This window comes from Oryzobacter terrae (assembly GCF_042756445.1).
Taxonomy (GTDB): Bacteria; Actinomycetota; Actinomycetes; order Actinomycetales; family Dermatophilaceae; genus Oryzobacter; species Oryzobacter terrae.
The window spans coordinates 3,697,512-3,722,658 of record NZ_CP170578.1 but is presented as its reverse complement, the minus strand read 5'-3'; the positions used below and the strand labels follow the sequence as shown (position 1 = coordinate 3,722,658).

Annotated in this window: 22 protein-coding genes and 2 riboswitches; of the genes, 6 read left to right on the top strand and 16 right to left on the bottom strand. The window is 74.3% G+C overall.

Annotated elements, in window-relative coordinates; all coding sequences use genetic code 11:
• Positions 1-14 precede the first annotated feature (14 nt).
• The 7 genes from ACFWN3_RS17760 to ACFWN3_RS17730 form a co-directional block, all read right to left on the bottom strand.
• Positions 15-926 (bottom strand): peptidoglycan recognition family protein, encoded by a 912-nt coding sequence (locus tag ACFWN3_RS17760; RefSeq protein ID WP_377641905.1) that lies wholly within the window; start codon positions 924-926, stop codon positions 15-17.
• Between the two features lie 213 nt (positions 927-1,139).
• Positions 1,140-2,789 (bottom strand): RNA polymerase sigma factor, encoded by a 1,650-nt coding sequence (locus ACFWN3_RS17755; protein ID WP_377641903.1) that lies wholly within the window; start codon positions 2,787-2,789, stop codon positions 1,140-1,142.
• Between the two features lie 328 nt (positions 2,790-3,117).
• Positions 3,118-3,513: a universal stress protein gene (locus tag ACFWN3_RS17750; protein ID WP_377641899.1), complete on the bottom strand. Its 396-nt coding sequence runs from the start codon at positions 3,511-3,513 to the stop codon at positions 3,118-3,120.
• Between the two features lie 59 nt (positions 3,514-3,572).
• Positions 3,573-4,703, bottom strand: a complete 1,131-nt coding sequence (locus ACFWN3_RS17745) for a homoserine O-acetyltransferase (protein ID WP_377641897.1) — start codon at positions 4,701-4,703, stop codon at positions 3,573-3,575.
• Between the two features lie 17 nt (positions 4,704-4,720).
• Positions 4,721-4,830: riboswitch (SAM riboswitch) on the bottom strand.
• Positions 4,831-5,066: 236 nt separating this feature from the next.
• Positions 5,067-6,134, bottom strand: coding sequence for a DUF4192 domain-containing protein (locus ACFWN3_RS17740; RefSeq protein ID WP_377641895.1), 1,068 nt, complete (start codon positions 6,132-6,134; stop codon positions 5,067-5,069).
• A 119-nt stretch (positions 6,135-6,253) separates the two neighbouring features.
• Positions 6,254-6,751 (bottom strand): YkvA family protein, encoded by a 498-nt coding sequence (locus ACFWN3_RS17735; RefSeq protein WP_377641893.1) that lies wholly within the window; start codon positions 6,749-6,751, stop codon positions 6,254-6,256.
• Between the two features lie 107 nt (positions 6,752-6,858).
• Positions 6,859-7,602: a hypothetical protein gene (locus ACFWN3_RS17730; RefSeq protein WP_377641891.1), complete on the bottom strand. Its 744-nt coding sequence runs from the start codon at positions 7,600-7,602 to the stop codon at positions 6,859-6,861.
• Between the two features lie 175 nt (positions 7,603-7,777).
• Here ACFWN3_RS17730 and ACFWN3_RS17725 point away from each other — a divergent pair, with 175 nt between their 5' ends.
• Positions 7,778-9,478: a DNA polymerase gene (locus ACFWN3_RS17725; RefSeq protein WP_377641889.1), complete on the top strand. Its 1,701-nt coding sequence runs from the start codon at positions 7,778-7,780 to the stop codon at positions 9,476-9,478.
• Positions 9,479-9,586: 108 nt separating this feature from the next.
• Here the strand turns inward: ACFWN3_RS17725 and ACFWN3_RS17720 are convergent, their stop codons facing one another.
• The 4 genes from ACFWN3_RS17720 to ACFWN3_RS17705 form a co-directional block, all read right to left on the bottom strand.
• A complete protein-coding gene (locus ACFWN3_RS17720) occupies positions 9,587-10,510 on the bottom strand; it encodes a proteasome assembly chaperone family protein (RefSeq protein WP_377641887.1) in 924 nt (307 codons plus the stop codon).
• Positions 10,511-10,593: 83 nt separating this feature from the next.
• On the bottom strand, positions 10,594-14,448 hold the full coding sequence (hrpA, locus tag ACFWN3_RS17715; protein ID WP_377641885.1) for an ATP-dependent RNA helicase HrpA: 3,855 nt from the start codon (positions 14,446-14,448) through the stop codon (positions 10,594-10,596).
• Between the two features lie 241 nt (positions 14,449-14,689).
• Positions 14,690-15,907: a hypothetical protein gene (locus tag ACFWN3_RS17710; protein WP_377641883.1), complete on the bottom strand. Its 1,218-nt coding sequence runs from the start codon at positions 15,905-15,907 to the stop codon at positions 14,690-14,692.
• Entirely contained in the window at positions 15,904-16,191 is a 288-nt protein-coding gene (locus tag ACFWN3_RS17705; RefSeq protein WP_377641881.1) for a hypothetical protein, read from the bottom strand. Before ACFWN3_RS17705 ends, ACFWN3_RS17710 begins: the two co-directional genes overlap by 4 nt.
• A 238-nt stretch (positions 16,192-16,429) precedes the next feature.
• Between ACFWN3_RS17705 and ACFWN3_RS17700 the strand changes: the two genes are divergently transcribed.
• Positions 16,430-17,086: a class I SAM-dependent methyltransferase gene (locus ACFWN3_RS17700; protein ID WP_377641879.1), complete on the top strand. Its 657-nt coding sequence runs from the start codon at positions 16,430-16,432 to the stop codon at positions 17,084-17,086.
• A gap of 10 nt (positions 17,087-17,096) precedes the next feature.
• Positions 17,097-18,461 carry a hypothetical protein gene (locus tag ACFWN3_RS17695; protein WP_377641877.1) on the top strand — a complete coding sequence of 455 codons (1,365 nt, stop codon included), beginning with the start codon at positions 17,097-17,099 and terminating at the stop codon, positions 18,459-18,461.
• A gap of 100 nt (positions 18,462-18,561) precedes the next feature.
• On the opposite strand, the gene ACFWN3_RS17690 is transcribed toward ACFWN3_RS17695, so the two are convergent.
• Complete coding sequence (locus ACFWN3_RS17690; RefSeq protein WP_377641875.1) at positions 18,562-19,944, bottom strand: bifunctional o-acetylhomoserine/o-acetylserine sulfhydrylase; 1,383 nt, start codon at positions 19,942-19,944, stop codon at positions 18,562-18,564.
• Between the two features lie 82 nt (positions 19,945-20,026).
• Positions 20,027-20,140: riboswitch (SAM riboswitch) on the bottom strand.
• Between the two features lie 173 nt (positions 20,141-20,313).
• Here ACFWN3_RS17690 and mgrA point away from each other — a divergent pair.
• Together mgrA and ACFWN3_RS17680 are read left to right on the top strand one after the other, a co-directional pair.
• Positions 20,314-21,360 (top strand): L-glyceraldehyde 3-phosphate reductase, encoded by a 1,047-nt coding sequence (mgrA, locus tag ACFWN3_RS17685; protein ID WP_377641874.1) that lies wholly within the window; start codon positions 20,314-20,316, stop codon positions 21,358-21,360.
• 13 nt (positions 21,361-21,373) lie between these two features.
• Entirely contained in the window at positions 21,374-21,811 is a 438-nt protein-coding gene (locus ACFWN3_RS17680; protein WP_377641872.1) for a nitroreductase family deazaflavin-dependent oxidoreductase, read from the top strand.
• Positions 21,812-21,814: 3 nt separating this feature from the next.
• On the opposite strand, the gene ACFWN3_RS17675 is transcribed toward ACFWN3_RS17680, so the two are convergent.
• Entirely contained in the window at positions 21,815-22,216 is a 402-nt protein-coding gene (locus tag ACFWN3_RS17675; RefSeq protein ID WP_377641871.1) for a hypothetical protein, read from the bottom strand.
• A complete protein-coding gene (locus tag ACFWN3_RS17670; protein WP_377641869.1) occupies positions 22,209-22,571 on the bottom strand; it encodes a hypothetical protein in 363 nt (120 codons plus the stop codon). Before ACFWN3_RS17670 ends, ACFWN3_RS17675 begins: the two co-directional genes overlap by 8 nt.
• A gap of 68 nt (positions 22,572-22,639) precedes the next feature.
• Between ACFWN3_RS17670 and ACFWN3_RS17665 the strand changes: the two genes are divergently transcribed.
• The gene (locus ACFWN3_RS17665; protein WP_377641868.1) at positions 22,640-23,551 is read left to right on the top strand and encodes an alpha/beta fold hydrolase; all 912 of its coding nucleotides are present in this window, start codon (positions 22,640-22,642) and stop codon (positions 23,549-23,551) included.
• Between the two features lie 28 nt (positions 23,552-23,579).
• Here ACFWN3_RS17665 and ACFWN3_RS17660 read toward each other — a convergent pair whose 3' ends face one another.
• Together ACFWN3_RS17660 and ACFWN3_RS17655 are read right to left on the bottom strand one after the other, a co-directional pair.
• On the bottom strand, positions 23,580-23,972 hold the full coding sequence (locus tag ACFWN3_RS17660; protein WP_377641866.1) for a hypothetical protein: 393 nt from the start codon (positions 23,970-23,972) through the stop codon (positions 23,580-23,582).
• 83 nt (positions 23,973-24,055) lie between these two features.
• Positions 24,056-25,030, bottom strand: a complete 975-nt coding sequence (locus tag ACFWN3_RS17655; protein WP_377641864.1) for a patatin-like phospholipase family protein — start codon at positions 25,028-25,030, stop codon at positions 24,056-24,058.
• Positions 25,031-25,147 lie beyond the last annotated feature (117 nt).

Genomic DNA, 25,147 nt, shown 5'->3' with positions numbered 1-25,147 from the left:
GCACCCTCCTCAGGTCAGAGGTCGTCCTCGTCGGACCGGTCGAGGTCGAAGGAGTCGTCGTCGCCGTTGACGGGGAAGGTGTTGAGGCGGTCGCGCACCGCGTTGTCCACGATGACGCCGACGTCGGCCGGGCCCGACGGTCCGGCAGCCGCGAGGGCCTCGACCGCGGCCGTGAGCGCGAGCACCTTCGCCTCCAGCCCCGCGAGGCGCTTGTTGGCGCGGAAGGCCAGCACGTTGGCGTTCCCGACGTGGGAGGAGGCCGGGACCGGGGTGTTGCCGGGTCGGGCGAGCAGCGCGGCCCAGACGCCGTCGATGATGTCCTTCTTGTCCTGCGGTGTCACGTCGTCCTCCTCGGTCGGGGCGAGGCCGGCGATCCCGGCCGTCGCGCTGGTGGTGGTCGCCGGCATCCCGTCGAGGACCCAGCCGTAGACCTTGGCGCCCGGGCACCTCGTCGAGGTGCCGTCGCGGTGGCCCCGCTTGGCGAGCGGCCCCCCCGTGAGCTCGACGAGGTCGTCGTAGAGGCGACGCATCCGCCTGAACATCGCCTCGGTCGGCCGCTCCGAGCCCGCGACCATGAACTGGATGCCGAACCCGATGCGGTTGTGGTCGGGGCAGTGCGACCCGCGCACCTCGAGGCCGCGTCCCTCGATGAGCCGCGCGTGGCCGCACACGAGGGCGTTGTAGCCGATGTCCTTCCAGGGCCCGCCGTCCTCCGGGCGCTTGGTCTGGTGGTCCTTCTGCCACCGGCGGACCTGCTCCAGGCAGGCCGAGTGGGGCCGGTGGGCGAAGTCCGGCGACCCGTTGCCGATGTAGTGGTTGAAGAACTCGCTGCGCCGCGACAGCCGGATCGGCCGCAGCGGGCCGAGCGGGGACCGGGCGTCCCAGTCCGAGCGGGTGTCGTCACACAGGTGCGTCAGGGATCCCATGCCTGCTCCTCGCGGGGAGTCGTCGTCCTGGACGAGTCGCGGGGGCGGGTGCGGCGCCGGGTCGGGGGCCACCGCCCCACCTCTGGCTCGTACCGGAAGGGTCCCACCGTGGCGCGCCCGCGGCAATGCCCCGGACGGGCCAGGCGTGCCCGGGTACGACGAGGGCCCCGGGCGACGTGCCCGGGGCCCCTCGTTCGCGCTGGTCCCGCCTCGTCAGTCGAGGTAGTCGCGCAGCGCCTGGCTGCGGCTGGGGTGGCGCAGCTTGCTCATCGTCTTGGACTCGATCTGGCGGATCCGCTCGCGGGTCACGCCGTAGACCTTGCCGATCTCGTCGAGGGTCTTGGGCTGGCCGTCGGTGAGGCCGAAGCGCATCGACACCACGCCGGCCTCGCGCTCGGAGAGCGTGTCGAGCACCGAGTGCAGCTGCTCCTGCAGGAGCGTGAAGCTCACGGCGTCGGCCGGGACGACGGCCTCGGAGTCCTCGATGAGGTCACCGAACTCGCTGTCGCCGTCCTCGCCGAGCGGGGTGTGCAGCGAGATGGGCTCGCGGCCGTACTTCTGGACCTCGACGACCTTCTCGGGCGTCATGTCGAGCTCCTTGGCCAGCTCCTCCGGGGTGGGCTCGCGGCCGAGGTCCTGGAGCATCTGGCGCTGCACGCGGGCGAGCTTGTTGATGACCTCGACCATGTGCACCGGGATGCGGATGGTGCGCGCCTGGTCGGCCATCGCGCGGGTGATGGCCTGGCGGATCCACCACGTCGCGTACGTCGAGAACTTGTAGCCCTTGGTGTAGTCGAACTTCTCGACCGCACGGATGAGGCCGAGGTTGCCCTCCTGGATGAGGTCGAGGAAGAGCATGCCGCGGCCGGTGTAGCGCTTGGCGAGGGAGACGACGAGGCGCAGGTTGGCCTCGAGGAGGTGGTTCTTGGCCTTCTTGCCGTCCTGCGCGATCCACCACAGCTCGCGCTTGAGCTTCATGTCGATCTTGCCGCCGGAGTTCAGCTGCTCCTCGGCGAACAGGCCGGCCTCGATGCGCTTGGCGAGCTCGACCTCCTGCTCGGCGTTGAGCAGGGCGACCTTGCCGATCTGCTTGAGGTAGTCCTTGACCGGGTCGGCGGTGGCGCCGGCGGTGACGACCTGCTGGACGGGGGCGTCGTCCTCGTCGTCGTCGCGGATGACGAAGCCGGCGTCCTCCTTCTCCTCCTCGGCGGCGGGCGCCTTCTTGGCGGTGCCGTCCTCGTCGTCGTCGTCGGTGGCGTCGGCGTCCGGGGTCTCGGCGGCCTCGGTGACCGCCACGACCTCGGCGACGTCGACCTCCTCGAGGACCTCGGGTGCGTCCTCGTCGTCGCCGTCGGCCTTCGCGCCCTTGGCGGCGGTCTTCGTGGCGGTGGTCTTCTTCGCCGCGGCCTTCTTCGCGGCGGGGGTCGCGGCCGGGGCGGCCGCGGCGGCGGCCTTCTTCGTCGTCGTCGCCTTGGCCGGGGCCTTCTTGGCGGCGGGCTTCGTCGCGGGGGCGGCCGCCTCGGCGTCGCCGTTGGCCGCGGCCTTCTTCGCCGCGGTCTTCGCCGGCGCCTTCGCTGCGGCCTTCTTCGTCGTCGTCGAGGCCGTCGCGGCCTTCTTCGTCGTCGCGGCGGTGGCGGCGGCGACACCGGCGCTCACGTCCATGGCCACCGTGATGCCCTGCTCACCGAGGGCCCGCAGGACCACGCGGCCGCGGGACGGGGTGACGTCGGCGGCGCGCATCGCGTCGGCCACCTGCTCACCCGTGACCGAGCCCGAGGTCCTCCCCTGCCGCACGAGGGACTGGAGGGCCTGGTGGGAGAACTCCGGCGGGAGCGTGCTGGACTCGGAGGGCTTCGTGGACACAGGCGACACCGACTACCTTTCGTCGCGGGAGGCCGGCTCCGGGACACACGGGAGGTGGGTTCCGGGGGCGGCGGGGAGGGTCCTGTGCGTCACCGGGTCGTCAGTGCCGGCTGCTCTCGGCGGGGTCCGAACCAGGTGCGCATGGACATTATAAAGCGGCGGGGCCCTTCAGGGCACATCGCCGGGTCTGGTGGGCGCGTTCGGACAACGCTCCGCGGCGGGTCGGGATTCCCGCGCGCGACCGATGCGCCGGTGCCGTCGGCCCGTCCGGGCGCACCGGGTGGGGGTCGGCAGCAGCGGTGTCCGGCAGGGACGCACGCGCGGGAGGTCAGCCCTTGACGGCGAGGACGGCGCAGGGGGCGTCGAGCAGGATCCGCTGGGCGTTCGACCCGAGAATGAGCTTGCCGACCGGCGTACGGCGCCGCAGCCCGATGACGATGAGGTCGGCGTCGGTCTCGTTGGCCACCGAGATGAGGTCCTCGGCCGGCTCGTTGCCGCGGACCAGCTGGCGCACGTCGACCGTGAGCCCTTCGCCCGTCAGCTCGTCCTGGGCCCGCTGCAGCTCGGCCTCGGCTGCCTTGACGGTGTCGTCGTCGAAGTCACGACCGCCGCGGTTGGAGTTGATGACGACGAGGGGCGACTTCCTCATGCGCGCCTCCTCGACCGCCCGCGCGAGGGCGGCTCGCCCCTCCTTGGTGGGAACGAACCCGACGACGATGGTCACGATGTCCTCCTGGGGCGAACGAACGGTGTCCGGCCTCCCGACCGTACCGCAGCAGGTGCTCAGCGGCCGCCCAGCACGTCGCGGATGACCCCACCGACCTGCTCGGTCTCGATGAGGAAGCCGTCGTGGCCGTGCCGCGAGGTGATGACCGACAACCCCGTCGCGGGCCGCACCGCCGCCATCTCCTCGGACAGCCGCATCGGGTACAGCCGGTCGGTGGTGACGCCCGCGACGTGGAGCGTCCCGCCGAAGCGGCCCAACGCGGCGGCGAGGCCACCTCGTCCCCGGCCGACGTCGTGGCTGTTCATCGCCTCGGTGAGGACGACGTAGCTGTTGGGGTCGAACCGGCGCGACAGCTTGGTCGCGTGGTGGTCGAGGTAGCTCTCGACGTCGTAGCGACCGCCCCCGCCGAGGGGGTCCTCCCCCGCGCGCGGCCGGCGCCCGAAGCGCTCGTCGAGCTCGCCCTCGTGGCGGTACGTCGTGTGGGCGATCCGTCGCGCGATGCCCATCCCGGTGACGGGCCAGTCGTCGCTGCCGTAGTAGTCGCCGCCGCGGTACGCCGGGTCGCTGCGGATCGCGAGCAGCTGCGGCTGGCACCAGGCGACCTGGTCGGCCGTGGCGAAGGGCGTGGAGGCGACGACGAGGGCGCGCTCGACGCGGTCGGGGTGACCGGTCGCCCACTCCAGCGCCCGCATCCCGCCCATGGACCCCCCGAGGACGCCGTGCCACCGACCGACCCCCAGAGCGTCGGCGAGCGCCGCCTCGGCGGCCACCTGGTCGCGGATCGTGATGAACGGGAAGCGCCCTCCCCACGGCGACCCGTCGGGGGCGGGCGAGGCCGGACCCGTCGTGCCCTGGCAGCCACCGAGGACGTTGCTCGCGACGACGAACAGGCGGTCCGTGTCGAGCGGGGCGCCGGGTCCGATGAGGTCGGGCCACCACCCCGGCGAGGGGTGCCCCGGCTCCACGTCCCCGACGACGTGGCTGTCGCCGGTGAGGGCGTGCTCGACGAGGACGGCGTTGTCGCCCGACGGCGAGAGGGTCCCCCACGTCTCGTAGGCCACCCGGACGTCGGGAAGGACGCCACCGCGCTCGAGGGCGAGGTCGCCGATGTCGGCGAACCGGCGCCGACCCACGGGGTCGCCGGGTCGCCAGACCGCCGCGGTCGTCCTCGTCGGGGTGGCCGTCATGGCTGGTGCTCCTCGAAAGCTCGCGCTTGCCGCCTCGCTCGAGGCGGCCGGGTCATCACCCGGGGCACCCCACCGCGAGGAGGGTTGCCGCCCAGCAAACCGGGGTTTGGCACTGGGACTCATGACCGACCTCCATCGTACCCAGCCCTCCTCCCCCGCGCCCGGCCCCGTCCGCCACCCGAACACCACCCGTCGCCGGGTTCCGCTCGCCACCCGAACACCACCCGTCGCCGGGTTCTGCACGCCACCGAACGGGCGCGCTGCTCAGTCGCCCACGACGACGAGGACCTGGACCCGCCCGGCACCCCCAGCCCCGGACGGTGGCCCGGCGTCGCGTGGCGACGCCTGAAGAGCTGCGCCGGCTCAGCCCACCGACCTCAGCCGCGCGTCCCCGTGGGGCCGTCCGGGACCGCGCGGCAACCGGACACCGGCGTCGACGAGGCGGCCGAGCAGGCCCGCCAGCCGGTACTCGGGGTCGATCCGTCGGGCCCGGTCGAGGGCGGCGCGCGCGATGGCCCCGTCGCCCTCGGCCCAGGCGACGTGGGCGGCGACCGTGCAGATCGCCACCGCCTCGGCGGTGCACCGGTCGGGCACCGCCCGGCAGAGGGCGACGAGGCGCAGCGGCAGGGACGGACCGTCGGTGCGGACGGCCGGCTCCTCCTCGGCGGGCGAGGGTCCCTGCGGGACGGTCGCCCTCAGGTGCCGGACGACCTCGTCGTCGACCTGGCGGAGGGCCAGCACCCCGGGCGAGAACCACGCGAGCAGCCCGTCGCGCCAGTGGATGTCGGCGAGGGCGAGCACCGCGTCGGCGAGCGCGACGTCGCGCACCGGCACCGACGGGTCGTCGGCGAGCACCTCGGCCCAGGCGCGCGCCCATCGTCGGCGACCCGGAGACCGGTGGGCGCGCCGCTCGATGACCCGCCCGAGCACCTCGCTGCGCGGCCCGGGGTCGACGAGCCGGTCGACGTCGTCGCGCGAGCCCAGCGGGGCGCGCCCGAGGGCGACCAGCTCGGCGACGGCCGGGACCGTCGTCGGGTCGCGCAGCGGTTCGCCGTCGGCCGGGCAGCACCGTTCCGCGCAGATGGGCGAGAAGCGTCGCCCGTCCCGGACGACCGCGACGTCGACGACGTCGACCCCCGCGCCCTCGAGCTGCTCGACCAGGGCCAGCGTGAGCGCCGTGCTCGTGTCGGGGACCTCCTCCCACGCGACGACGACGACCGAGGTCGCCCCGTCGCGCACGAGCGGCCCGACCAGGCTCGTGGCGACCTCGGCCGCGTGCTCCTCGGGTGGGAGGTCGGCCCGCGCCACCATCCCCATCGTGCGTCCGCGCAGGGCGACGGCGACGACGCTGTCGCGCGGGTGGTAGCCGAGCTGGTACGGGAGGACCGCGATGACCTCGTCGGGGCCGCGGAGCGTGATGTCTGCTGTCATGCCGACCACGCTCGTCGCGCGGACCGGTGGGGACGAGCCCCGTGGTGGATCTGTGGACGACGGCCGGCGCGGGTGCGCCCTGTGGACGACGGGGCGGCCCGGCTCAGCCGGAGGCGACCTCAGTCGTCGACGACGTCGCCCCGGACGGTCTGGCGCGACGCCGGCCGTCCCGCGGTCCCCGACGTGCCCGAGGTGCCCCGGGACCCCGGCCCCGCGGCCGGACCGCCGGAGGAGCCCGCCGACGACGTCCCGGACGAGGACGTCGGCCCCGGCGACGCGCGCCCGACCGAGCGCTCCCACTCGAGGAACGCCTCGGTCTCCTCGACGATCTGCGTCGCGAGCCAGCCGAGGACGACGGCGTCGTCGGCGAGGCCGAGCACGGGGGCGAAGGCCTCGGGGATGAGGTCGATCGGCGAGGCGATGTACCCGGCCGCGGCCGCCATCAGCGCCAGCCGTCCCTTGGAGACGCCGACGTAGTCCCCGGCCGCGACGGCCCTGGCCATCCGGGGCAGGGCCGAGGCGCGGTCGCCGAGGGACGGGCCACCCGGACGCATCGCCTTCTGGACGGCCTTGTAGACGGCTCCGACGACCATGAGTCGGCTGGCGGGGCGGGGCATGGGTCCTCCTGGGTGCTGCGGTGCTTCGGGGACCGTCCTCGGTCCCGGCCTGACGAACGAACGACGTCCGGGGGGCGGCTCCCGTTCCCGGGAGCCTCCCTCCGGCCTCAGGACGCGGGCAGCTGACCGGCCACGGCCCGCGGGAACTCGCGGCGCGCGTTGTCGGCGACCCGGTTGAGCATCCACGCGTCGAGCCCGGCGCCGACGACCCCGCCGACGATCGGCACGAACCGCCCGAGCTTGGAGAAGGCCCCCTTGCCGGCGGTCGCGAGCAGCCGGAAGCCGACGCCCTTGTTGACGACCATGAGCGCGGGCCCGGGGAGGCGCTGGGCCGCGAGGTTGACCATCCGGCCACCCGGCGCGACCATCCCGGCCTTCCTCAGCAGGTCGTCGGCGTCGGCGCCGACGAGGGTCAGCAGGACGGCGGTGCGGATCTGCTCGGAGCCGATGTCGTGCCCGCGCAGCCTCGCGACGGCGGCCGTCATCCGGGTGGCGAGCAGGTAGAAGCCCAGGACGTTGGCCGGCAGCGCGACGGGCCAGGTGATGAAGCCGCCGAGGCTCGTGACGAACCCGGTGGCGCCCGCGAGCCGCAGGTGCGAGCGCACGACCGCCGCGACGGCCTTCTCGGCGTCCCCGCCGGCGGCGGCGCTGGCCTCGTCGGCCACCTTCGCGGCCGAGTCGAAGAAGCCCTTGCCGTCGATGCCGAGGTCGAGGACGTTCTGGACCAGGCGCGTCGCCTGTCCGCCGAGGGCGCCGTCGTCCTTCGCGCCGTCCTTGGCGCTGTCGAGGGCGCTGCGGACCTCGCCCACGGCCCTGCTCGTGCGACCCTTGCCGAAACCGGGGATCCCCACGTCGTTCCTCCTCGGAAGCGGGTGGCACCTCGACCGGTCGGCCGGTGCCTCGACGGTCGATCCTGCCACGTCAGGGCGCCTCCGACGCCCGGCGGACCCGGCGCTCGCTCCCGTCGGAGCCGGTGGCCCCGGCCCACGCCGCCGGGTGACGGACCCGGCGCCTACGCTTCGGCCCATGATCCCGGGAGACGTCGCGGTGCTCGCCGTGACCCCACCCGGCACGGGGGTCCGCCACGCCGTCGTCGTCACGGCCGAGGGCGCCCGCACCCTGCCCCTCGCGGAGGCCGTCGCGGAGGTGCGTCGTGTCGAGGACGCGCGCTCGCCGCGCTGGGTCTGGTGGTCGGCCGCCGACGCCGCCACCGAGGTCGTCGCGGCCGGCATCGCCGCGGCCCGGGCCTGGGACGTCGCCGAGGCGCACCGCCTCCTCCACGGCGGCTGGGCGGCCGAGCCGGGGGTGGCCTGGGCCCTGGCCCACGGGCTCAGCGCCGGCGACGTCGCTGCTCCCCCCACCGGGGACCTCTTCGAGCTCGTCTCCGACCGCGGCCCGACGGACGCCGACGCGGCCACCCTGCCCGACGGCCACCTGCGCGGCGACCACGCCGAGTGGCTGCGCGACCCCGCCCACCTGGAGGCCTGGGCCCGGGCGGCCCTCGAGACCGCCCACCTCCAGCACGACGCCGCGGAGCGGACGAGCACCCGCCTCGTCGGCACCGTGCACGCCGAGTCCGCCGCCGCCCTCCTGTGCGTCGAGCTGCGCCGCGACGGACTCCCCCTCGACCGCGCGCGCACCGAGGAGCTCGTCGCGGCGGCCGCCGGCCCCCGGCCCGCGACCGACGCCGACGACGCCGCCGCCCGCCGTGGGCGCGACTCCCTCGTCCTGCGCCACGCGCCCGGCCGCGAGTCCACCGACCTGCGCAACCCCGTGCAGGTCAGGGAGCTGCTCGCGGCGGTCGGCGTCGACGTCCCGAACACCCGCAAGTGGGTGCTGGAGCCCTACCGCACCGTCCACCCCGTCGTCGACGCCCTCCTCGACTGGCGCCGCGACGAGCGGATCGCCACGACCTACGGCTACCGCTGGCTCGACGCCCACGTCGGTCCCGACGACCGCCTGCGTGGCCACTGGACCGCGTGCGACGGCGCCGCCGGGCGGATGACCGCCGAGAACGGGCTCCACAACCTCCCCGCGGCCCTGCGTCCCGGGGTCGCGGCGCACCCGGGGTACGTCCTCGTCCGCGCCGACCTCGGGCAGATCGAGCCGCGCGTCCTCGCGGTCGTCTCCGGCGACCCCGCGTTCGCCGCCGCCACCCGGGCCGACGACCTCTACGCCCCCGTCGCCCAGCGACTCGGGGTGGAGCGCCCGGTGGCGAAGATCGCCGTCCTCGCAGCGATGTACGGACAGCGCAGCGGAGCCGCCGGCGAGGCGCTCAAGGGGCTCGAGCGGGCCTACCCCGTCGCGATGGCGCTGCTCGACCGCGCCTACGAGTCCGGTCGCCGGGGCGAGCCGCTGCGCACCTGGGGCGGGCGGCTCATCCCCACCGGCCGCTTCCTCGCGGCGAGTCCCGTCGGCGCTGACCCCCAGCTCGACGCCGCGCGCGGCCGGTTCGCGCGCAACGCCATCATCCAGGGGGCCGCCGCCGAGCTCTTCAAGGCGTGGGCGGCCACGGTGCGGGCGACGACCCGCGACCTCGGGGCGCAGGTCGTCCTCTGCCTCCACGACGAGCTGCTGCTCCACGCGCCGATCGAGCACGCCACGGAGGTCGCGGCTCGGGTCGACCGCGCCCTCGACGACGCCGCCCGCCGGTGGGCGCACGGCGCTCCGGTCCGGTTCGTGTCCGACACCTCCGTCATCGCCCGCTGGTCCGACGCCAAGGACTGACCCGCCGGCTCCCGACCTTCTCGCGCTCCGGTCGCACCCGCACGACGCGCGAGGCCCCGGACGAGGGAAGCTCGTCCGGGGCCTCGTGGTGAGGTGGGGTGCGTGGGGTCAGGAGCGACCGGGGTCGTCGTCGGCGACGGTGCGCAGGAAGTTCTCGAAGTCCTCGCCGAGCTCCTCGGCCGACGGGATCTGCGAGGCCTCCGTGGCGAGCAGGCTGGGCCGCTGCTGGCCCTCGACGAACGCGTCGTACTGCTGCTCGAGGGCGATGACGACCTGGCGCGCCTCGTCGTTGGTGTCGACCTCGGCCGCGATGGCCTGCTGGTTGGCGCGGGCGAGGCTGACGAGGTCGTCGTTGGGCAGGTTGAGCCCGGTGACGTCGACGACGGCGTTGAGCGCCGCGAGGGCGCCCTCGGCCCACTCCGAACCCGCGAGGTAGTGCGGGACGTGGATGGCGAAGCCCACGGCGTCGTGGCCGGCCTCGCCGAGGCGCAGCTCGAGGAGTGCCCCGATGGAGCCGGGCACCTGGACGCGACCGAACGGCGAGGCGACGTCGCCGATGAGCGTGAGGTTGGTGGCGTGCGCCGTCATCCCGACCGGGCGGGTGTGCGGCACGGCCATCGGGATGCCGTGGGTGTGGACGACGAGGGTGATGCCGAGCCGCACGACGAGCTCGCGCACGGCCTCGATGACGCGCTCCCACTGGTAGTCGGGCTCGGGCCCGGTGAGCAGGTAGTACGTCTGGCCGTCACGGTCGGTGAGGCGGTGCAGGAGCATCGCCGGGTCGTCGTACTCGACCCACCGGTTGGTGTCGAAGACCATCGGGGGGCGGCGGCCGCGGTAGTCGAGCAGCTGGTCGACGTCGAAGGACGCGACGACCTCGGGGTCGCTGGTCTCGAGGAGGTGGCCGCTGAGCAGGCGCTGGATGTGGCCGCCGTCGATGAAGGCGCCGAGGGCCACGACGAGCACGCCGGGGCGTGGCACGCCGAGGTCGGCGTCGGTCTCGAAGCGGTAGAGCGCGGAGGGGTTCTGCACGGCACAAGCCTTTCACGGGCGGATCGCGTGCAGGGTGAACGTCCGGCCCCCCGACCGGATTCCCACCCCGGCGTGCGTCCTGCTCAGCGGGTGGCGGACGCGGCGACGGCGGCGATCGCGGAGCGGACCCGCTTCTCCGAGACCGGTCCGGACGTGCCCAGGGTCTGGGCGAACAGGCTGACCCGCAGCTCCTCGACCATCCACGCGATGTCGGTGACGTCGGGGGCGCCGCGCCGCACGGCCGGCAGCGAGTCGAGGAGGTCGGCGTACGCGGCCTCCACCCCGTCGACCTGCTCCTGGAGGACCCCCTCGCGCGCGTTGGTCGCGGCCCGCTCGAGACGGTGCTCCATCGCGCGCAGGTAGCGCTCGACGTCGCGCAGCCGCCCGACCCCCGTGGCGGCGACGAAGCCCGGGCGCACGAGGCTGTCGAGCTGGGCGCGGACGTCGGCCCGGGTCGCCGCCGTGCGGTCGGCGGCTGCTCCACCGGCCAGCGCGTCGAGGGCGCGGCGGACGGCCGCCGCGCGGGCCAGCACCGGCTCGACGGCCTCGACGACGACGAGGACGCGCGTCGCGGCGTGGGTGCGGACGGCGGCGAGCGCGGCGGCCCAGCCCTCCTCGGTGCGGACCTCCCCGGGGACGTGCTCGGCGACGATCGCGTCGACGGCGGCGTCGAGGCAGTCCTGGAGGAGGGCAGGGACCGACCCGTGCGGGTTGTCGGCGAGGGCCAGCTTCTGGGCGTTGGTCAGCCGGGCGAGGACCCGCTTCCACGGGGCGGTCGTGTTGAGCAGGAGCAGGCGGCGGACCCCGCGCCGGTGCGCGGCCCCGGCGGCGCCGGCGTCCGGGAGGACCCGCAGCCCGACAGAGGCGCCCTCGTCGACGAGCGCGGGGAAGCCGACGACGGTCTGGCGACCGGCGCGTCCCTCGAAGGTCTCGGGGACCGTGCCGACGGTCCACCCCGTGAGGCCGCCGCGCTCGATCGAGGCGGCGGCCCTGGCCACGCCCTCGCGCACCGCTCCCCCGGCCTGCTCGCGCAGGGCCTCGAGGTCCTTGCCCTGCGCGACGACCTGCCGACGCGGCCCCTCGACGCTGAAGGTGACCCGCAGGTGGTCGGGCACGCGCGAGACGTCCCACTCCCCCGGCGGGATAAGGATGCCGGTGCGCTCGTGGAGCACCCGGGCGAGCTCGTCGGTGAACGCTCCCCGTGCGGGGTCGGCCTCGGCGAGCGCCGCCATCGCGTGGTCGGGGGTCGGGACGAAGTGCCGGCGGGTCGCCTTCGGGAGCGACTTGAGGAGGGCGACGGCGAGGTCGTCGCGCAGCCCGGGCACCTGCCAGTCGAACCCCTCCGGGCGCAGCCGGTTGAGCACGGCGACGGGGACGTGGACGGTGACGCCGTCGGCCGCCGTCCCCGGCGAGAACTGGTAGCTGACGTCGAGCTCGAGGTCGCCCTGCCGCCAGGTCCGCGGGTAGTCGGTGGCCGAGACCTGCTCGCCGGCCTCCGAGGTGAGGATCTCCTCGGTGAGGGTCAGCAGGTCCGGACGCCGGCGCCGCTCGCCGCGCCACCAGCGGTCGAAGTCGCGCTCGGTGGCGACGTCGGGCGGGATGCGGCTGTCGTAGAACTCGAAGACGACCTCGTCGTCGACGACGATGTCGCGGCGTCTGGCCCGCTCCTCGAGCTCCTCGACGCGCTGGAGGGTGCGGCGGTTCGCCTTCCAGAACTCGTGCACCGGCTCCCAGTCGCCCTCGACGAAGGCGCTGCGGACGAAGATGTCGCGGGCGACCTCGGGGTCGATCCGGGCGTACTGGACGGTGCGGTCGGTGACGAGGGGGACGCCGTAGAGCGTGACCCGCTCGGTGGCGACGGCCGCCCCGGCCCTGCGGCTCCATCGCGGCTCGCTGACCGTGCGCGCGACGACGTGCGCGCCGGCCTCCTCGGCCCACTCCGGCTCGATGCGCGCGGTGACCCGCGCCCACAGCCGCGTCGTCTCGACGAGCTCGGCGGCCATGACGTAGTCGGGCTGCTTGCGGAACAGCGAGGACCCCGGGCTGATGCCGAACCGCGAGCCACGCCCGCCGAGGTACTCGCGCCTGACCCCGTCACGAACCCCGACGTGCGAGAGCAGGCCGGCGAGGAGCGCCCGGTGGACGGTGTCCCAGTCGGGCTCGGCGTCGCGGGCGGAGGTGGCGAGGTCGGCGTCGATGCGCACGGACCGGCACGCCTGGCGCAGCTGCGCGTGGAGGTCCTGCCACTCGCGGATCCGGAGGTAGTGGAGGTACTCGTTCTTGCACATCCGTCGGAACGCGCTGTGCGACAGCTCCTTCTGCTGCTCCTTGAGGTAGCGCCAGAGCGTGAGGAGGGAGGCGAAGTCCGAGCGCTCGTCCTTGAACCGCGCGTGCGACTGGTCGGCCTGGGCCTCCTTGTCGGCGGGGCGTTCGCGGGGGTCCTGGATCGACAGCGCGGCCACCATGACGAGGACCTCCCGGGTGCACCCGAGCCTGCCCGCCTCGACGACCATCCGGGCGAGGCGCGGGTCGAGCGGCAGGCGCGCGAGGGTGCGGCCGACGTTGGTGAGGCGGCGTCCTCGACCCCGGTGGCGGCCGCGCCCCGCCTCGTCGGTGGCGAACGCGCCGAGCTCCTCGAGCAGGCGGATGCCGTCGGCGACCTGCCGCTCGTCGGGGGCGTCGACGAACGGGAAGCGGGCGACGTCGCCGAGGCCGAGGGCCGTCATCTGGAGGATGACCGCGGCGAGCGAGGTCCGCTGGATCTCCGGCTCGGTGAACTCGGCGCGGGCCTCGAAGTCCTCCTCCGAGTACAGCCGGATGCAGACGCCGGGGGCGACACGGCCGCATCGTCCGGTGCGCTGGAGGGCGCTGGCCCGGCTCACCGGCTCGATGGGCAGGCGCTGGACCTTGGTCCGCTGGCTGTAGCGCGAGATGCGCGCGGTCCCGGTGTCGACGACGTAGCCGATGCCCGGGACGGTCAGGGAGGTCTCGGCGACGTTGGTCGCGAGGACGATGCGCCGCCCGCCGGCGCGGTGGAAGACCCGGTGCTGCTCGGCCGCGGAGAGGCGCGCGTAGAGCGGGAGCACCTCGGTGTTCGGCAGCCTGAGGGCCGTCAGGGCGTCGGCGGCGTCGCGGATCTCCCGCTCGCCGGAGAAGAACACGAGGATGTCGGTCGCCTCGGCGGTCGGCGGGGCCTCGGTCCACAGCTCCTCGACGGCCTCGACGACCCCGGTCACCTGGTCGCGCTCGGCGACGACGTGCCGACCGTCGGGGTCGAGCTCGAGGAGCGGGCGGTAGCGGACCTCCACGGGGAAGGTCCGGCCGGACACCTCGATGACGGGCACCTCGCGGGCGGTCTCGCCGCGCTCGTCGGTGCCGAAGTGGCGTGCGAACCGGGCGGGGTCGATCGTCGCCGACGTCACGATGACCTTGAGGTCGGGCCGGCGCGGTAGGAGCTGCTTGAGGTAGCCGAGGATGAAGTCGATGTTGAGCGACCGCTCGTGCGCCTCGTCGATGATGATCGTGTCGTAGCGGCGCAGGTCACGGTCGCGCTGCATCTCGTTGAGCAGGATGCCGTCGGTCATCACCTTGAGCCGGGTCGCGTCGCTGCTGTGGTCGGTGAAGCGGACCTGGTAGCCGACGAGGTCGCCGAGCTCGACCTCCATCTCCTCGGCGATCCGCTCCGCGACCGAGCGCGCGGCGATCCGGCGGGGCTGCGTGTGCCCGATCTGCCCGGCGCCGCCCCGCCCGAGCTCGAGGCACATCTTCGGCAGCTGGGTCGTCTTCCCCGAGCCCGTCTCCCCCGCGATGACGACGACCTGGTGGTCGCGGATCGCCGCGAGGATGTCGTCGCGCCGCTCGACGACGGGCAGCTGCGGGGGGTACCTCAGCCGCTCCGGGTCGACGGCGGAGGGCGCGTCGACGGGCTGGGCGGGCATGGCCGACAGGATAGGTCGGCGGGAGGACCCGCCCCGACCGGGTTTCGGCCGCGGGGGCACCCCTCCCGGACTCCCGCCCTCCGGTTCGAGGTGTCCGACCGGCCCCGCACGCCGCCCGGACACCTCCACCCAGCGGACAGGGCACCTCCTGCGCGGCCCCACCGTCCGGTCGAGGTGTCCGACCGGCCCCGCACCCCGCCCGGACACCTCCACCCAGCGGATGGGCTCGCTGCGGCGCGGGTCACGTCGTCACGGTCGGCACCTGCCGCTCGTGGTCGTGCGCCCGCGTCCCGGCGGCTCCGGCGACCTCGAGCGTCGCGCCGGACACGTACATGCGCTGGGCCGAGGCGCCGTTCGCCGACGCGAGCCTCCAGTCGTCGAGGACGCGCCGCCTCACCTGCTCGGCCGCCGCCTCCCGCACCCGTTCGGCCGCGAGGCGCGCCGCGTCCGAGGCCCGCTGCGCCACGGTCTGCGCCGCAGCCGTCGCCACGGGCGCCGACCGGACACGGACGGCGGGCCCGCCCAGGAGCGCGCTGGGGGTCCCCCGGTCGGGCACGCCCCGCAGCGCCGTCCGGAGCGCATCGCGACGCGACCGGGCGGCCTCGACGGCACCCACCACCATCCGCTGCTGCGTCGTCAGCACCCGGGTCGAGCGCACCCCGTGCGCCGTCGCCTCGGCCCCGGCGAGCGACCCGTGGCGCAGGACGCGCCCGACCCCGCCCGTCGACGCCAGGGCGAGCCCCGTGGCGAGGGACCCGGCGTCGCCCTCGCCGTAGACCGCGAGCAGCCCGGCGTCGGCAGCCGTCGCCGTGGCGTCACCGGCAGCCGCCAGCGGCACGAGCTCGGGGGCGACGGCGGCCAGCACCCCGACCTCGGCGACGCCCCGCCCTCCGGCACGGACCGCGGCGAGGGTGCGATAGAGCGTGGAGTCGGCGAGGTCGTCGAACGCGAGCGCCCGCAGCACACCCGCCGCACTGGCGTCGGCCTCCCGGAACCGTTCGAGCGCCGCGGCATGTCGGGCCCGGGCCCGCACCTGCTGGGCCACCTGGTCGCGCTGGAGGTGCCGGAGGACGAGGACGTCGGGGTCGTCCTCGGTGCGGCCCGACGCCACGAACAGGGCGACCCGGTCCTCGAGGGCGGCGTACGCGTGGGAGGCCGCGTCGTCGTCGAGGACGGCGCCCCCGATGACCGCCTGGGCGTCCTCCATCGCCTCGGCGAGCGCCAGCAGCGGTGCGGCCGCGCCCGCGAACCGACGCGCCACGGCGTCGACGAGGGGTGGGACGTCGCCGATCCGCGAGGTGAACGCCTCCGCGGCGCAGCCCTCCCATGCGGGACCGGGCCGCAGCCGGGCCAGGGTGCTGCCGATGGCGCCGAGCCGCTGGCCCGTGCTCCGCAGCGACCGGGCGAGGGCGCGCACCGCACCCGGGTCGCCGGGCAGCGGCCGCAGGGGAGGGCTCACCAGGTCCCTCCCCGCAGCGAGCGCCCGACCCCGCCCTCGGTCTCGAGGTAGAGGGCGCCGGCACCGGCCGCGGCGCCACCCAGCTCGGCGAGCGCCTCCGCCAGGGACAAGCGCACCCGCCGCCAGCCGCCGAGCAGCTCCTCGACCGCCGGGCCCGTCTCCCCCGGCCCCAGCGCCCACCGCTCCGCGCCGGGGTCGCCGAGGAGGCAGAGGTGGGCCCCCGTCTCGGCGAGCGCCACCCCGAGCTCGGCCACCTCGGCCGCGTCCACCCGGATCCGCGTCATGCAGCCACGCTACGGACGAGCGCGGACACGCCCGGAGAGTTGTCCACAGGCCCCGTGGGCCGGGCCACGGCCTCCTGCGACGTCACCGAGTTGGGTCCTCGAGTGGTCACCGAGTGGTCGCCCAGTGGTCACCCGCCGTGTCCCCGCCCCGCCTTGCGGGCGTCTCCCGGCCTCCCCCGCTACTGTGACCGCGCAGGGCCTGCGACGGCGCGGGCCCCCCGACGAGGACTGCCGCCTGATGACCGACGCCGCGCACAGCACGACGACGACCGACGACCGCTCCGACTACTGGAACACGTACTACGCAGCGCGCTCCTCGACGCGTCGCCCCCTCCCCTCGCAGTTCGCGACCTTCGTCGCCGGCGAGCTCGAGGGGCCCCACCGGGTCATCGAGCTGGGCTGCGGCAACGGCCGCGACTCCATCTTCTTCGCGGGCAACGGGCACGACGTGACCGGCGTCGACGGGTCGCAGTCGGCGGTCGACGCGTGCTCGGCCCTGGCCGCGGCGCTCGGCGAGCCCGCGACCTTCCTCCAGTCCGCCATCGACGACCCCGAGCTCCCCCAGCGGCTCTCGGGGTCCGACGGCCCGCACGTCGTCTACGCCCGCTTCTTCGTCCACGCGATCACCGACGAGGAGGAGAAGACCTTCCTCGACCTCGCCGCGACCCTCACCTCCCCCGGCGACGTCCTCGCCGTCGAGTACCGCACCGTGCGCGACCAGGTCGGCGCGAAGGAGACCGGCGCGCACTACCGGCGCTTCGTCCTGCCGGCGACCTTCCAGGCCCGCGCGCTCGAGCGGGGCTTCGAGGTCACCTACGCCGTCGAGGGCTACGGCTTCGCCAAGTGGCGCCACGACGACGCGTACGTCGCGCGGACCCTGTTCCGCCGCACGTGAGCCGGGTCGGATGACGACGCCCGTCGCCCCGGCCCCCGTCGCCGAGCGCATCGCGCCCCTGCGGGCGGTGGTCGACACCGTGCTGCGCGACTTCGGCGACCTCGGCTACCTCGCTCCCAAGGGGGTCCTCGAGGTGCCGGTGACCGTCGGGCCCGTCCACCGGCTGCGGATCGAGCTGCCCCGCCAGTTCCTCCACCTCCAGTCGGTCGACCTCGTCACCGACGACGGCTCCGACGCCACGGCCGGCGCGACCGTGACGGCGTCGTCCTGGTACGGCACCTACGGGGACCGGTTCACCCCCGAGGCGCTCTTCGACTGGGACAACCCCACCGGCACGGTCGTCCACACCGAGAAGGACGACCCGAGCTGGGTCGAGATCACCTTCCCGTCCCCGCTGCGGCTCACCGCCGTTCGGCTGCGCAACGTCAACGGCGAGACCGCCACCCGGGCCGCCCGTCTGCGGGTCGTCGCGCGCACGCGCTTCCGCTCGCACGTGGTGTTCGACGGCGGACGCCGCCACAAGGAGCTCCGCTCGGTCGCCGCGACGATGCCGACGGGTGGCGACCCCGACCTCGAGATCCTGCGCGACGTGCTCGTCGACACCGCCAGCGGCTCCTACCAGAAGGGCAAGGAGAAGCTCGGCTCGGCCGACCTCGACCCCGCCCTCGTCACGGCGTTCCGGGGCCTGGCCAACGAGAGGCTGCTGCCCTCGCGCAACCTCATGTGGACGATCCACGGCCCCTGCCGCTCGTTCCGCTTCTGGTCCGACGACGAGCAGCTCGCGTACGTGCGGTTCGCCGCGGAGGTCGTCGACGTCCTGCGCGACCTCACACCGCACGTGTCGCTGGGCTTCGGGTCGGTCCTCTCCGTCGTGCGCGACCGGGCGCTGATCCCCCACGACGACGACCTCGACCTCATCATCGGCTTCGAGCCGGAGGAGGCCGCCACGCTCGCCGACGGCCTCGCTCTCGTCGCGTCGTTCCTCACCGAGCGCGGTTACGCGGTCCGGGGCAACTGGTCGGCGCACCGGCAGGTCGCGCGGACCCCCAAGGGCAAGCACCTCGACGTCTTCGTCGGCCTGTTCGAGGGCGACGCCATCTCCTGGTACCCCGGGACCCGAGGCGCCCTCGACCGCGACACGATGTACCCGACGGCCGAGGCCGAGCTCCTCGGGGTCCCGTGCCGCATCCCCGCCCGGCCCGAGACCTACCTCGAGCGGCTGTACGGCCCGGGCTGGGTCTCCCCCGACCCGAACTTCGCCCACCGCTGGGACCGCTCCGCGTACGCCGACCTCGCCGGCGGTCGCCCGGCCCCAGCCCCCGCACCCGCCGCGACCGCGTCGCCGGCGCCCCCCGCAGCGTCGCCCACCGGCTGACGGCCCCAAACACGCAACGACGGCGGCCGGCACTCCCTGAGGAGTGCCTGCCGCCGTCGTCGTGCCGGTCGGGTGGACGAGCCGCCCGGTGGACGAGCCGTCAGACGGGCGACCCCGCGAGGTCGGCCGGCTGCTCGGCGCCGAGGTCCCCGTCACCCGACCCGTCGCCCGCCGCGGCGGCGAAGCCCGCGTCGAGGTCGGCGATGATGTCGGTGATCGACTCGATGCCGACCGCGAGCCGCACGAGGCCCGGGGTCACGCCGGCGGCCAGGCGGTCGTGGTCGCCCCCCTGGCTGTGCGTCGTCGAGGCCGGGTGGATCGCGAGCGAGCGCACGTCGCCGATGTTGGCGACGTGGCTGTGCAGCGACAGGCCCTCGACGAACCGCTGGCCCGCCTCGAGGCCGCCGGAGATCTCGAACGCGAGGACCGCTCCGGCCCCCTTGGGCGTGTACTTGTCGGCGAGCTCCTTGCCCGGCTGGCCGTCGAGCGAGGCCCAGCGCACGGCCTCGACCTGCGGGTGGTCCTGCAGGTAGGTCGCGACGTGGTGGGCGTTCTCGACGTGGCGCTCGACCCGCAGGCTCAGCGTCTCGAGACCCTGGGCGATGAGGAAGGCGTTGAACGGCGAGATCGACGAGCCGAGGTCGCGCAGCAGTTGCACGCGCGCCTTGAGGATGTAGGCGAGGTTGGCCCCGAGGATGCCGCCGACGCCGAGGTCACGGGCGAACACGAGCCCGTGGTAGCTCTCCTCCGGCGTGTTGTAGTTCGGGTAGCGCTCGGGGTCCTTGCCGTAGTCGAAGGTCCCGGCGTCGACGATGACGCCCGCGATCGACGTGCCGTGACCGCCGAGGTACTTCGTCGCCGAGTGGATGACGACGTCGGCGCCCCACTCGATCGGGCGCAGGAGGAACGGCGTCGCGATGGTGTTGTCGACGACGAGCGGCACGCCGACCTCGTGGGCGACGCCGGCGACGCCCTCGATGTCGAGCAGCTCGGCCTTGGGGTTGGCGATCGTCTCGCCGAAGAACGCCTTGGTGTTCGGGCGGACCGCGGCGCGCCACGCCTCGAGGTCCGTGTGGTCCTCGACGAAGGTCACCTCGATGCCGAGCTTCTTGAAGGTGTACTTCAGCAGGTTCACCGTGCCGCCGTAGAGCGCGGCGCTGGAGACGATGTGGTCCCCCGCCTCGGCGATGTTGAGCAGGCCGATGGTCGTCGCGGCCTGGCCCGACGACACGAGCAGGGCACCGACGCCACCCTCGAGCGCGGCGATCCGCTGCTCGACGGCGTCCTGCGTCGGGTTCATGATGCGGGTGTAGATGTTGCCGAACTCCTTGAGCGCGAACAGGTTCGCCGCGTGCGTCGTGTCGTTGAAGACGTACGACGTCGTCTGGTAGATCGGCAGGGCGCGGGCGCCCGTGGCGCTGTCGGGAACCTGCCCCGCGTGCACCTGCTTGGTCTCGAAGCCCCACTGCGAGGGGTCACTCATGGTCAATCACTCCCAGCTCTCGGTGGACCGGGCCTGCGCCCGACCACGTCACCAATGTCGGTGCGGGACTTCCGAGGCGAAAGACCCGCGCTTGCGTGCGACGGGTGCCGCACGCCAGGTCCTCACCCGGGGCACCCCACCGCGGGTGGAGGGTTGCCGGCCAGCGAGCCGGGGCTTGTCGCTGGCACTCATGACCTGGCTCGATCGTACGACCGCCCCCGTGGCGGGTCACGGGCGGCCCGGCTCCGTCTCACGGTGCGGGCGATCCCGCCCTGCGTCGCCGCTCGCCCGGGAGTCGCGTGCCGGGGCGGCCGTCCCCGCGACCACCTCGGCACCCGACCGGGTGCCCACGGGGTGTTGGATGGGGACATGACCTTCCACGCAGACGAGTACAAGGCGGCCCCGGGCCGCTACCGCGCCGGGATGCCGTACCGCCGGGTCGGGCGCTCCGGGCTCGACCTGCCCGCGGTCTCCCTCGGCATGTGGCACAACTTCGGCGACGACGTCCCCCTCGAGCGCCAGCAGGCCACCCTGCGCCGGGCGTTCGACCGCGGGGTCACCCACTTCGACCTCGCCAACAACTACGGCCCGCCGTACGGCGCCGCCGAGCGCAACTTCGGGACCCTGTTCGCCCGCGACTTCCGGCCCTACCGCGACGAGCTCGTCATCTCGTCGAAGGCCGGCTACGACATGTGGCCCGGCCCCTACGGCCAGGGCGGCGGCTCGCGGAAGTACATCACCGCCTCGGCCGACCAGTCCCTGCAGCGGATGGGCCTGGACTACGTCGACGTCTTCTACTCGCACCGGTTCGACGAGACGACGCCGCTCGAGGAGACGATGGGCGCGCTCGACTCCCTCGTGCGCGCCGGCAAGGCCCTCTACGTCGGCATCTCGTCGTACTCCGGCGCGCGCACCCGGGAGGCGGTCGGCATCCTGCGTGAGATGGGCACCCCCCTGCTCATCCACCAGCCCTCCTACTCGATGCTCAACCGCTGGATCGAGGAGGACCTCCTCGACGTCGTCGGTGAGGAGGGCGTCGGCCTCATCGCGTTCTCGCCGCTCGCCCAGGGCATGCTCACGAACAAGTACCTCAAGGGCATCCCCGAGGGTTCCCGTGCGGCACAGGGGAAGTCACTCGACCCGAAGCTGCTGACCGACGAGTCGCTCAAGCACGTCCGCGCCCTCGACCGGATGGCGAAGGCCCGCGGGCAGTCGCTCGCGCAGATGGCGCTGGCCTGGGCGCTGCGCGACGAGCGGGTCAGCTCCGTCCTCATCGGGGCCAGCTCGGTCGGCCAGCTCGACGACTCCCTCGACGCCGTGAAGAACCTGACGTTCACGCCCGAGGAGCTCGCCAAGATCGACAAGCACGCGGTCGAGGCCGGCATCAACCTGTGGAAGACCTCGAGCAGCAAGTGAGTTGGACCTCCACATGAGCGACACCGACTACCGTCCGAGCCCCACCGGCTGGGTCCGCAAGCAGGTCGAGGCCATCGAGGCCGCCGGCGACACCAGCGTCGTCCACGTCCTGAACCGCCCCGTCGTCATGCTGACGATGCGCGGCGCGAAGACCGGCGCCGTGCGCAAGGTCCCGCTGATGCGCGTCGAGCACGAGGGCGTCTACGCCGCCGTGGCGAGCAAGGGCGGCGCCCCCGAGCACCCGCTCTGGTACGGCAACCTGCGCGCCGACCCGCGGATCACCCTGCAGGACGGCACCCGATCGTGGAGCGCGGTCGCGCGCGAGGTCAGCGGCGAGGAGCGCGAGGCCTGGTGGGAGCGCTGCGTGGCGGCGTACCCGCCCTACGCGCAGTACCAGACCAAGACCGACCGGCTCATCCCGGTCCTCCTCCTCGAGCCCGTCGCGGACTGAGGCTCAGGCGCCGCGGTCGACGCGGCGGAACCACAGCAGCCCGAGCACGGGCAGGACGAGCGGCACGAAGCCGTACCCCTGGCCGAAGTGCGACCACACCGTGCGGTCCGGGAACGCGGCGGGCACGAGGTACGAGGCCGTCCCCACGGCCAGGACCCCGACGAGCTCGACCGTGCACGCGACCATGCCGACGCGCACCCAGCGCCCGCCGCGGGCCAGGCACCACGTCGCGAGCAGGTACACGACGGCGGCCAGGGCCGACAGCAGGTAGGCCAGCGGGGCCCGGTCGAAGTAGCTGAGGAGCTGGAGGACCGAGCGCCCGGTCGCGGCGAGGGCGAGGACCCCGTAGGCGACGACGAGCACGACGCCGGGCCCACCGAGGGCCCTGCGGGACGGGTCAGGCATACGTGGTCCAGATCTGGAGGCAGCGGGCCGTCATCACGGCGACCGCGAAGGCGCCGACCGCGAGCGAGCCCATGGCCCACCGGGTCTTCTCCTTGAGCGCGAGCAGGCCGGTGCCGAGGGGGATGACGGGGAGCGAGACGAGGTAGGCCGCGAACGTCGCCTGCTCGGTGGAGTCGTCGATGTCCCCGAGTCCGAACAGTCCGATGACGAGCTGGGCGAGGAGCCCGACCTCGATGAGGGCCAGGAGGGCGAGGAGCCGGTCGTCGAGGAGCCGGTCGCGCCAGGCGTAGACGACCGCGACGAGGAACAGCAGTGTCGCGAGGGCCACCACCGTCCAGGTCACGGGCTCGATCACGGCGCCAACCCTAGTCCGGACGGCGCGGGTGCCCGGATGGGGCTCCCCGTCGGTGCGAGACTTCCGGCATGACCAGTGCGGAGCTCGGCGACATCACCATCGAGTACGAGGTGGACGGACCCGACGAGGGCGAGCCGATGCTCCTCGTCATGGGTCTCGGAACTCAGCTCGTCGCCTGGCCCGAGGACCTCGTGAGCGGGCTCGTCGACCGCGGGTACCGGGTCATCCGGATGGACAACCGCGACATCGGGCTGTCCTCGAAGACCGAGGGGCCCACCCCGGGGCGCACCGCCCTCGTCCGGGGCTTCGCCCACCGCCGGTACGCGCAGTCCGACTACCTCATCGCCGACATGGCTGCCGACGCCGTCGCCCTCCTCGACCACCTCGACATCGCCGCGGTCCACGTCGTCGGGGTGTCGATGGGCGGGATGATCGCCCAGCAGCTGACGATCGACCACCCCGAGCGCGTCCTCAGCCTGTGCTCGATCATGTCGACGACCGGCAACCGGCGGCACGGCACGGTCTCGCCGCGGCTGCTGCCGATCATGGCCCGGTCGATGACGACCCCGCGCCCGACCGACCCGGACGAGGCGGCCCGCCTGGGTGTGGCCGGGTTCCGGCTCATCGCCGGGCCGCACTTCGACGCCGAGGAGATCGGGGCGTCGGTGCGGCTCGCGGTCTCGCGCAACGTCAACCCCCTCGGCACGATCCGCCAGCTGCTCGCCATCCAGGCCAGTCCCGACCGCACGGCCGACCTGCGCAGGGTCACGGTGCCGACGCTCGTCATCCACGGGCTGCTCGACCGTCTCGTCCAGCCGAGCGGCGGCATCGCGACGGCGCGCGCAGTCCCCGGCGCGAAGCTCGTGATGTTCCCCGACATGGCGCACGACCTGCCCCGACCGCGCCGGGCCGAGATCGTCGACGAGATCAGCCGCAACGCCGCACGAGCGCACGTCGGCTCGTCGGCGACGCGGGGCTGAGCTCGTCGCGGGCCCTGGCCCGAGGCGCTCAGGCAGCGGTGGTCGAGCTCGGCGCGAGCAGCAGGTACGCCTGCGCCGCGAGGATGACGACGATGGCGGCCATCTTCCCGGCCGGCAGGGTCGCGCCGAAGTGGAGGCGGTCGATGAGGACGATGCCCACCTGGAGCAGGACGATCCAGCCCATCGTCACGACGGCCAGCTCGGCGTACTGCAGGGACGAGGCGTAGACCCAGAACAGGACGAGGAAGGCGAGCGCTCCGAGGACGAGGGCGAGCGTGTTCTTCTGCTCGGCCCACTCCTTGGCGGCGTAGGCGCCGACGAGGTCGAGACCGGCGAGCGCGGCCATCGCCAGCGTCGCCACCACGGGCAGCGGCCAGTGCTCTGGCAGCCGGATGAGCGGCAGCTGGTCGAGCACGGCCATGGCGGGTCCCTCCGCAGGCGGCCACGGAGTCGTGGCCTCGTGGTGGAGGAGGTCGTGCGGCGCGTCCTGATACCTGGTGCGGGTCAGCCGTGCCAGACGTCGCCGACGCGCTCGGCGATCCGCTGCCCGTGGGCGCGGGCGGTGTCGAAGGTCGCGCCGCCCCGTCGCATGTCGAGCGGGTTGGCACCCATCGCGAGAAGGTCCTTCGGGTCGGGGACGACGAGGACCGTCCTGGCGCGCGGCGTCAGCCGGTGCAGCTGGACGAGGGGGAGGTCGCGGGGCCGGGACGCGACGGGGTACGGGGCGAGGGCGACGACGCGTCGGTGGCCGGCGGCGAGGTCGATGTTGGCGATGCTGCGCAGGCCGCCGTCGACGTACCGGCGACCGCCGACCTCCACCGCGGGGAAGACGCCCGGGACGGCGCAGCTGGCGGCGACGGCGCGCTCGAGCGGCACGCCACTCGTCCTGTCGAACACCACCGAGGTGCCCGTCGTGGCGTCGACGGCGGTGATGAGCAGGCGGCCCTCGGGCCAGTCCTTGCCGATGAGGCCGAAGCCGATCGTCTCGAGCCACTCCTCCTCGGACGCCGTGCGGGCGTCGAGGGCCGCGGTGCCGACGAGCGCGCGGCCACGTCGGGCGTCGGGGTGGAGCTGGGCGCGCAGGTAACGGGTGGCGTCGGCGGGGCCGAGCCGTCCGTAGCTGGCGAGCGGGGCGCCCTCGCGGATGCGGGCGAAGGCGTTGTCCTCGTCGGTGCCGACGCGCACGTGCGCGGCGACCATGGAGCCGGCGGAGGTCCCGATCATCGTGTCCGCCTCGCGGATGTCGACGCCCCCGTCACGCAGCCCGATGATGACGCCGGCCTCCCACGCGATCCCCGTCGCTCCCCCGCCCGCGAGGACGAACGCGCGCTCGGTGCCGGCACTCGGGGCACGCCACGGGGTGAAGCCGTCGTCCGCGCTGTCGGCGTGCTCGACGGGCAGGCTCGAGTCGGCACCCACGGCGGCATCCTCGAGGTCGGTGCCGGCCGCGTCGCGGCGCTCCAGACGCTGGTTACTCACCAGTTCATTATCGCGCGGCAGCACCCGTGGCCCGGACCATCCCGGCGGTGAGGGTGGTCACGCGCCTGGCGTACATCGGCCCGGTGAACGGACGGAGGTCGCTGCCCTCGCAGGCCC

Coding starts and splice junctions, on each gene's coding strand:
- ACFWN3_RS17760 (WP_377641905.1), bottom strand. CDS start 926: ATGGGATCCCTGACGCACCTGTGTGACGACACCCGCTCGGACTGGGAC.
- ACFWN3_RS17745 (WP_377641897.1), bottom strand. CDS start 4,703: ATGACGGCCACCCCGACGAGGACGACCGCGGCGGTCTGGCGACCCGGC.
- ACFWN3_RS17740 (WP_377641895.1), bottom strand. CDS start 6,134: ATGACAGCAGACATCACGCTCCGCGGCCCCGACGAGGTCATCGCGGTC.
- ACFWN3_RS17735 (WP_377641893.1), bottom strand. CDS start 6,751: ATGCCCCGCCCCGCCAGCCGACTCATGGTCGTCGGAGCCGTCTACAAG.
- ACFWN3_RS17725 (WP_377641889.1), top strand. CDS start 7,778: ATGATCCCGGGAGACGTCGCGGTGCTCGCCGTGACCCCACCCGGCACG.
- hrpA (WP_377641885.1), bottom strand. CDS start 14,448: ATGCCCGCCCAGCCCGTCGACGCGCCCTCCGCCGTCGACCCGGAGCGG.
- ACFWN3_RS17705 (WP_377641881.1), bottom strand. CDS start 16,191: ATGACGCGGATCCGGGTGGACGCGGCCGAGGTGGCCGAGCTCGGGGTG.
- ACFWN3_RS17700 (WP_377641879.1), top strand. CDS start 16,430: ATGACCGACGCCGCGCACAGCACGACGACGACCGACGACCGCTCCGAC.
- ACFWN3_RS17695 (WP_377641877.1), top strand. CDS start 17,097: ATGACGACGCCCGTCGCCCCGGCCCCCGTCGCCGAGCGCATCGCGCCC.
- ACFWN3_RS17690 (WP_377641875.1), bottom strand. CDS start 19,944: ATGAGTGACCCCTCGCAGTGGGGCTTCGAGACCAAGCAGGTGCACGCG.
- mgrA (WP_377641874.1), top strand. CDS start 20,314: ATGACCTTCCACGCAGACGAGTACAAGGCGGCCCCGGGCCGCTACCGC.
- ACFWN3_RS17680 (WP_377641872.1), top strand. CDS start 21,374: ATGAGCGACACCGACTACCGTCCGAGCCCCACCGGCTGGGTCCGCAAG.
- ACFWN3_RS17675 (WP_377641871.1), bottom strand. CDS start 22,216: ATGCCTGACCCGTCCCGCAGGGCCCTCGGTGGGCCCGGCGTCGTGCTC.
- ACFWN3_RS17665 (WP_377641868.1), top strand. CDS start 22,640: ATGACCAGTGCGGAGCTCGGCGACATCACCATCGAGTACGAGGTGGAC.
- ACFWN3_RS17660 (WP_377641866.1), bottom strand. CDS start 23,972: ATGGCCGTGCTCGACCAGCTGCCGCTCATCCGGCTGCCAGAGCACTGG.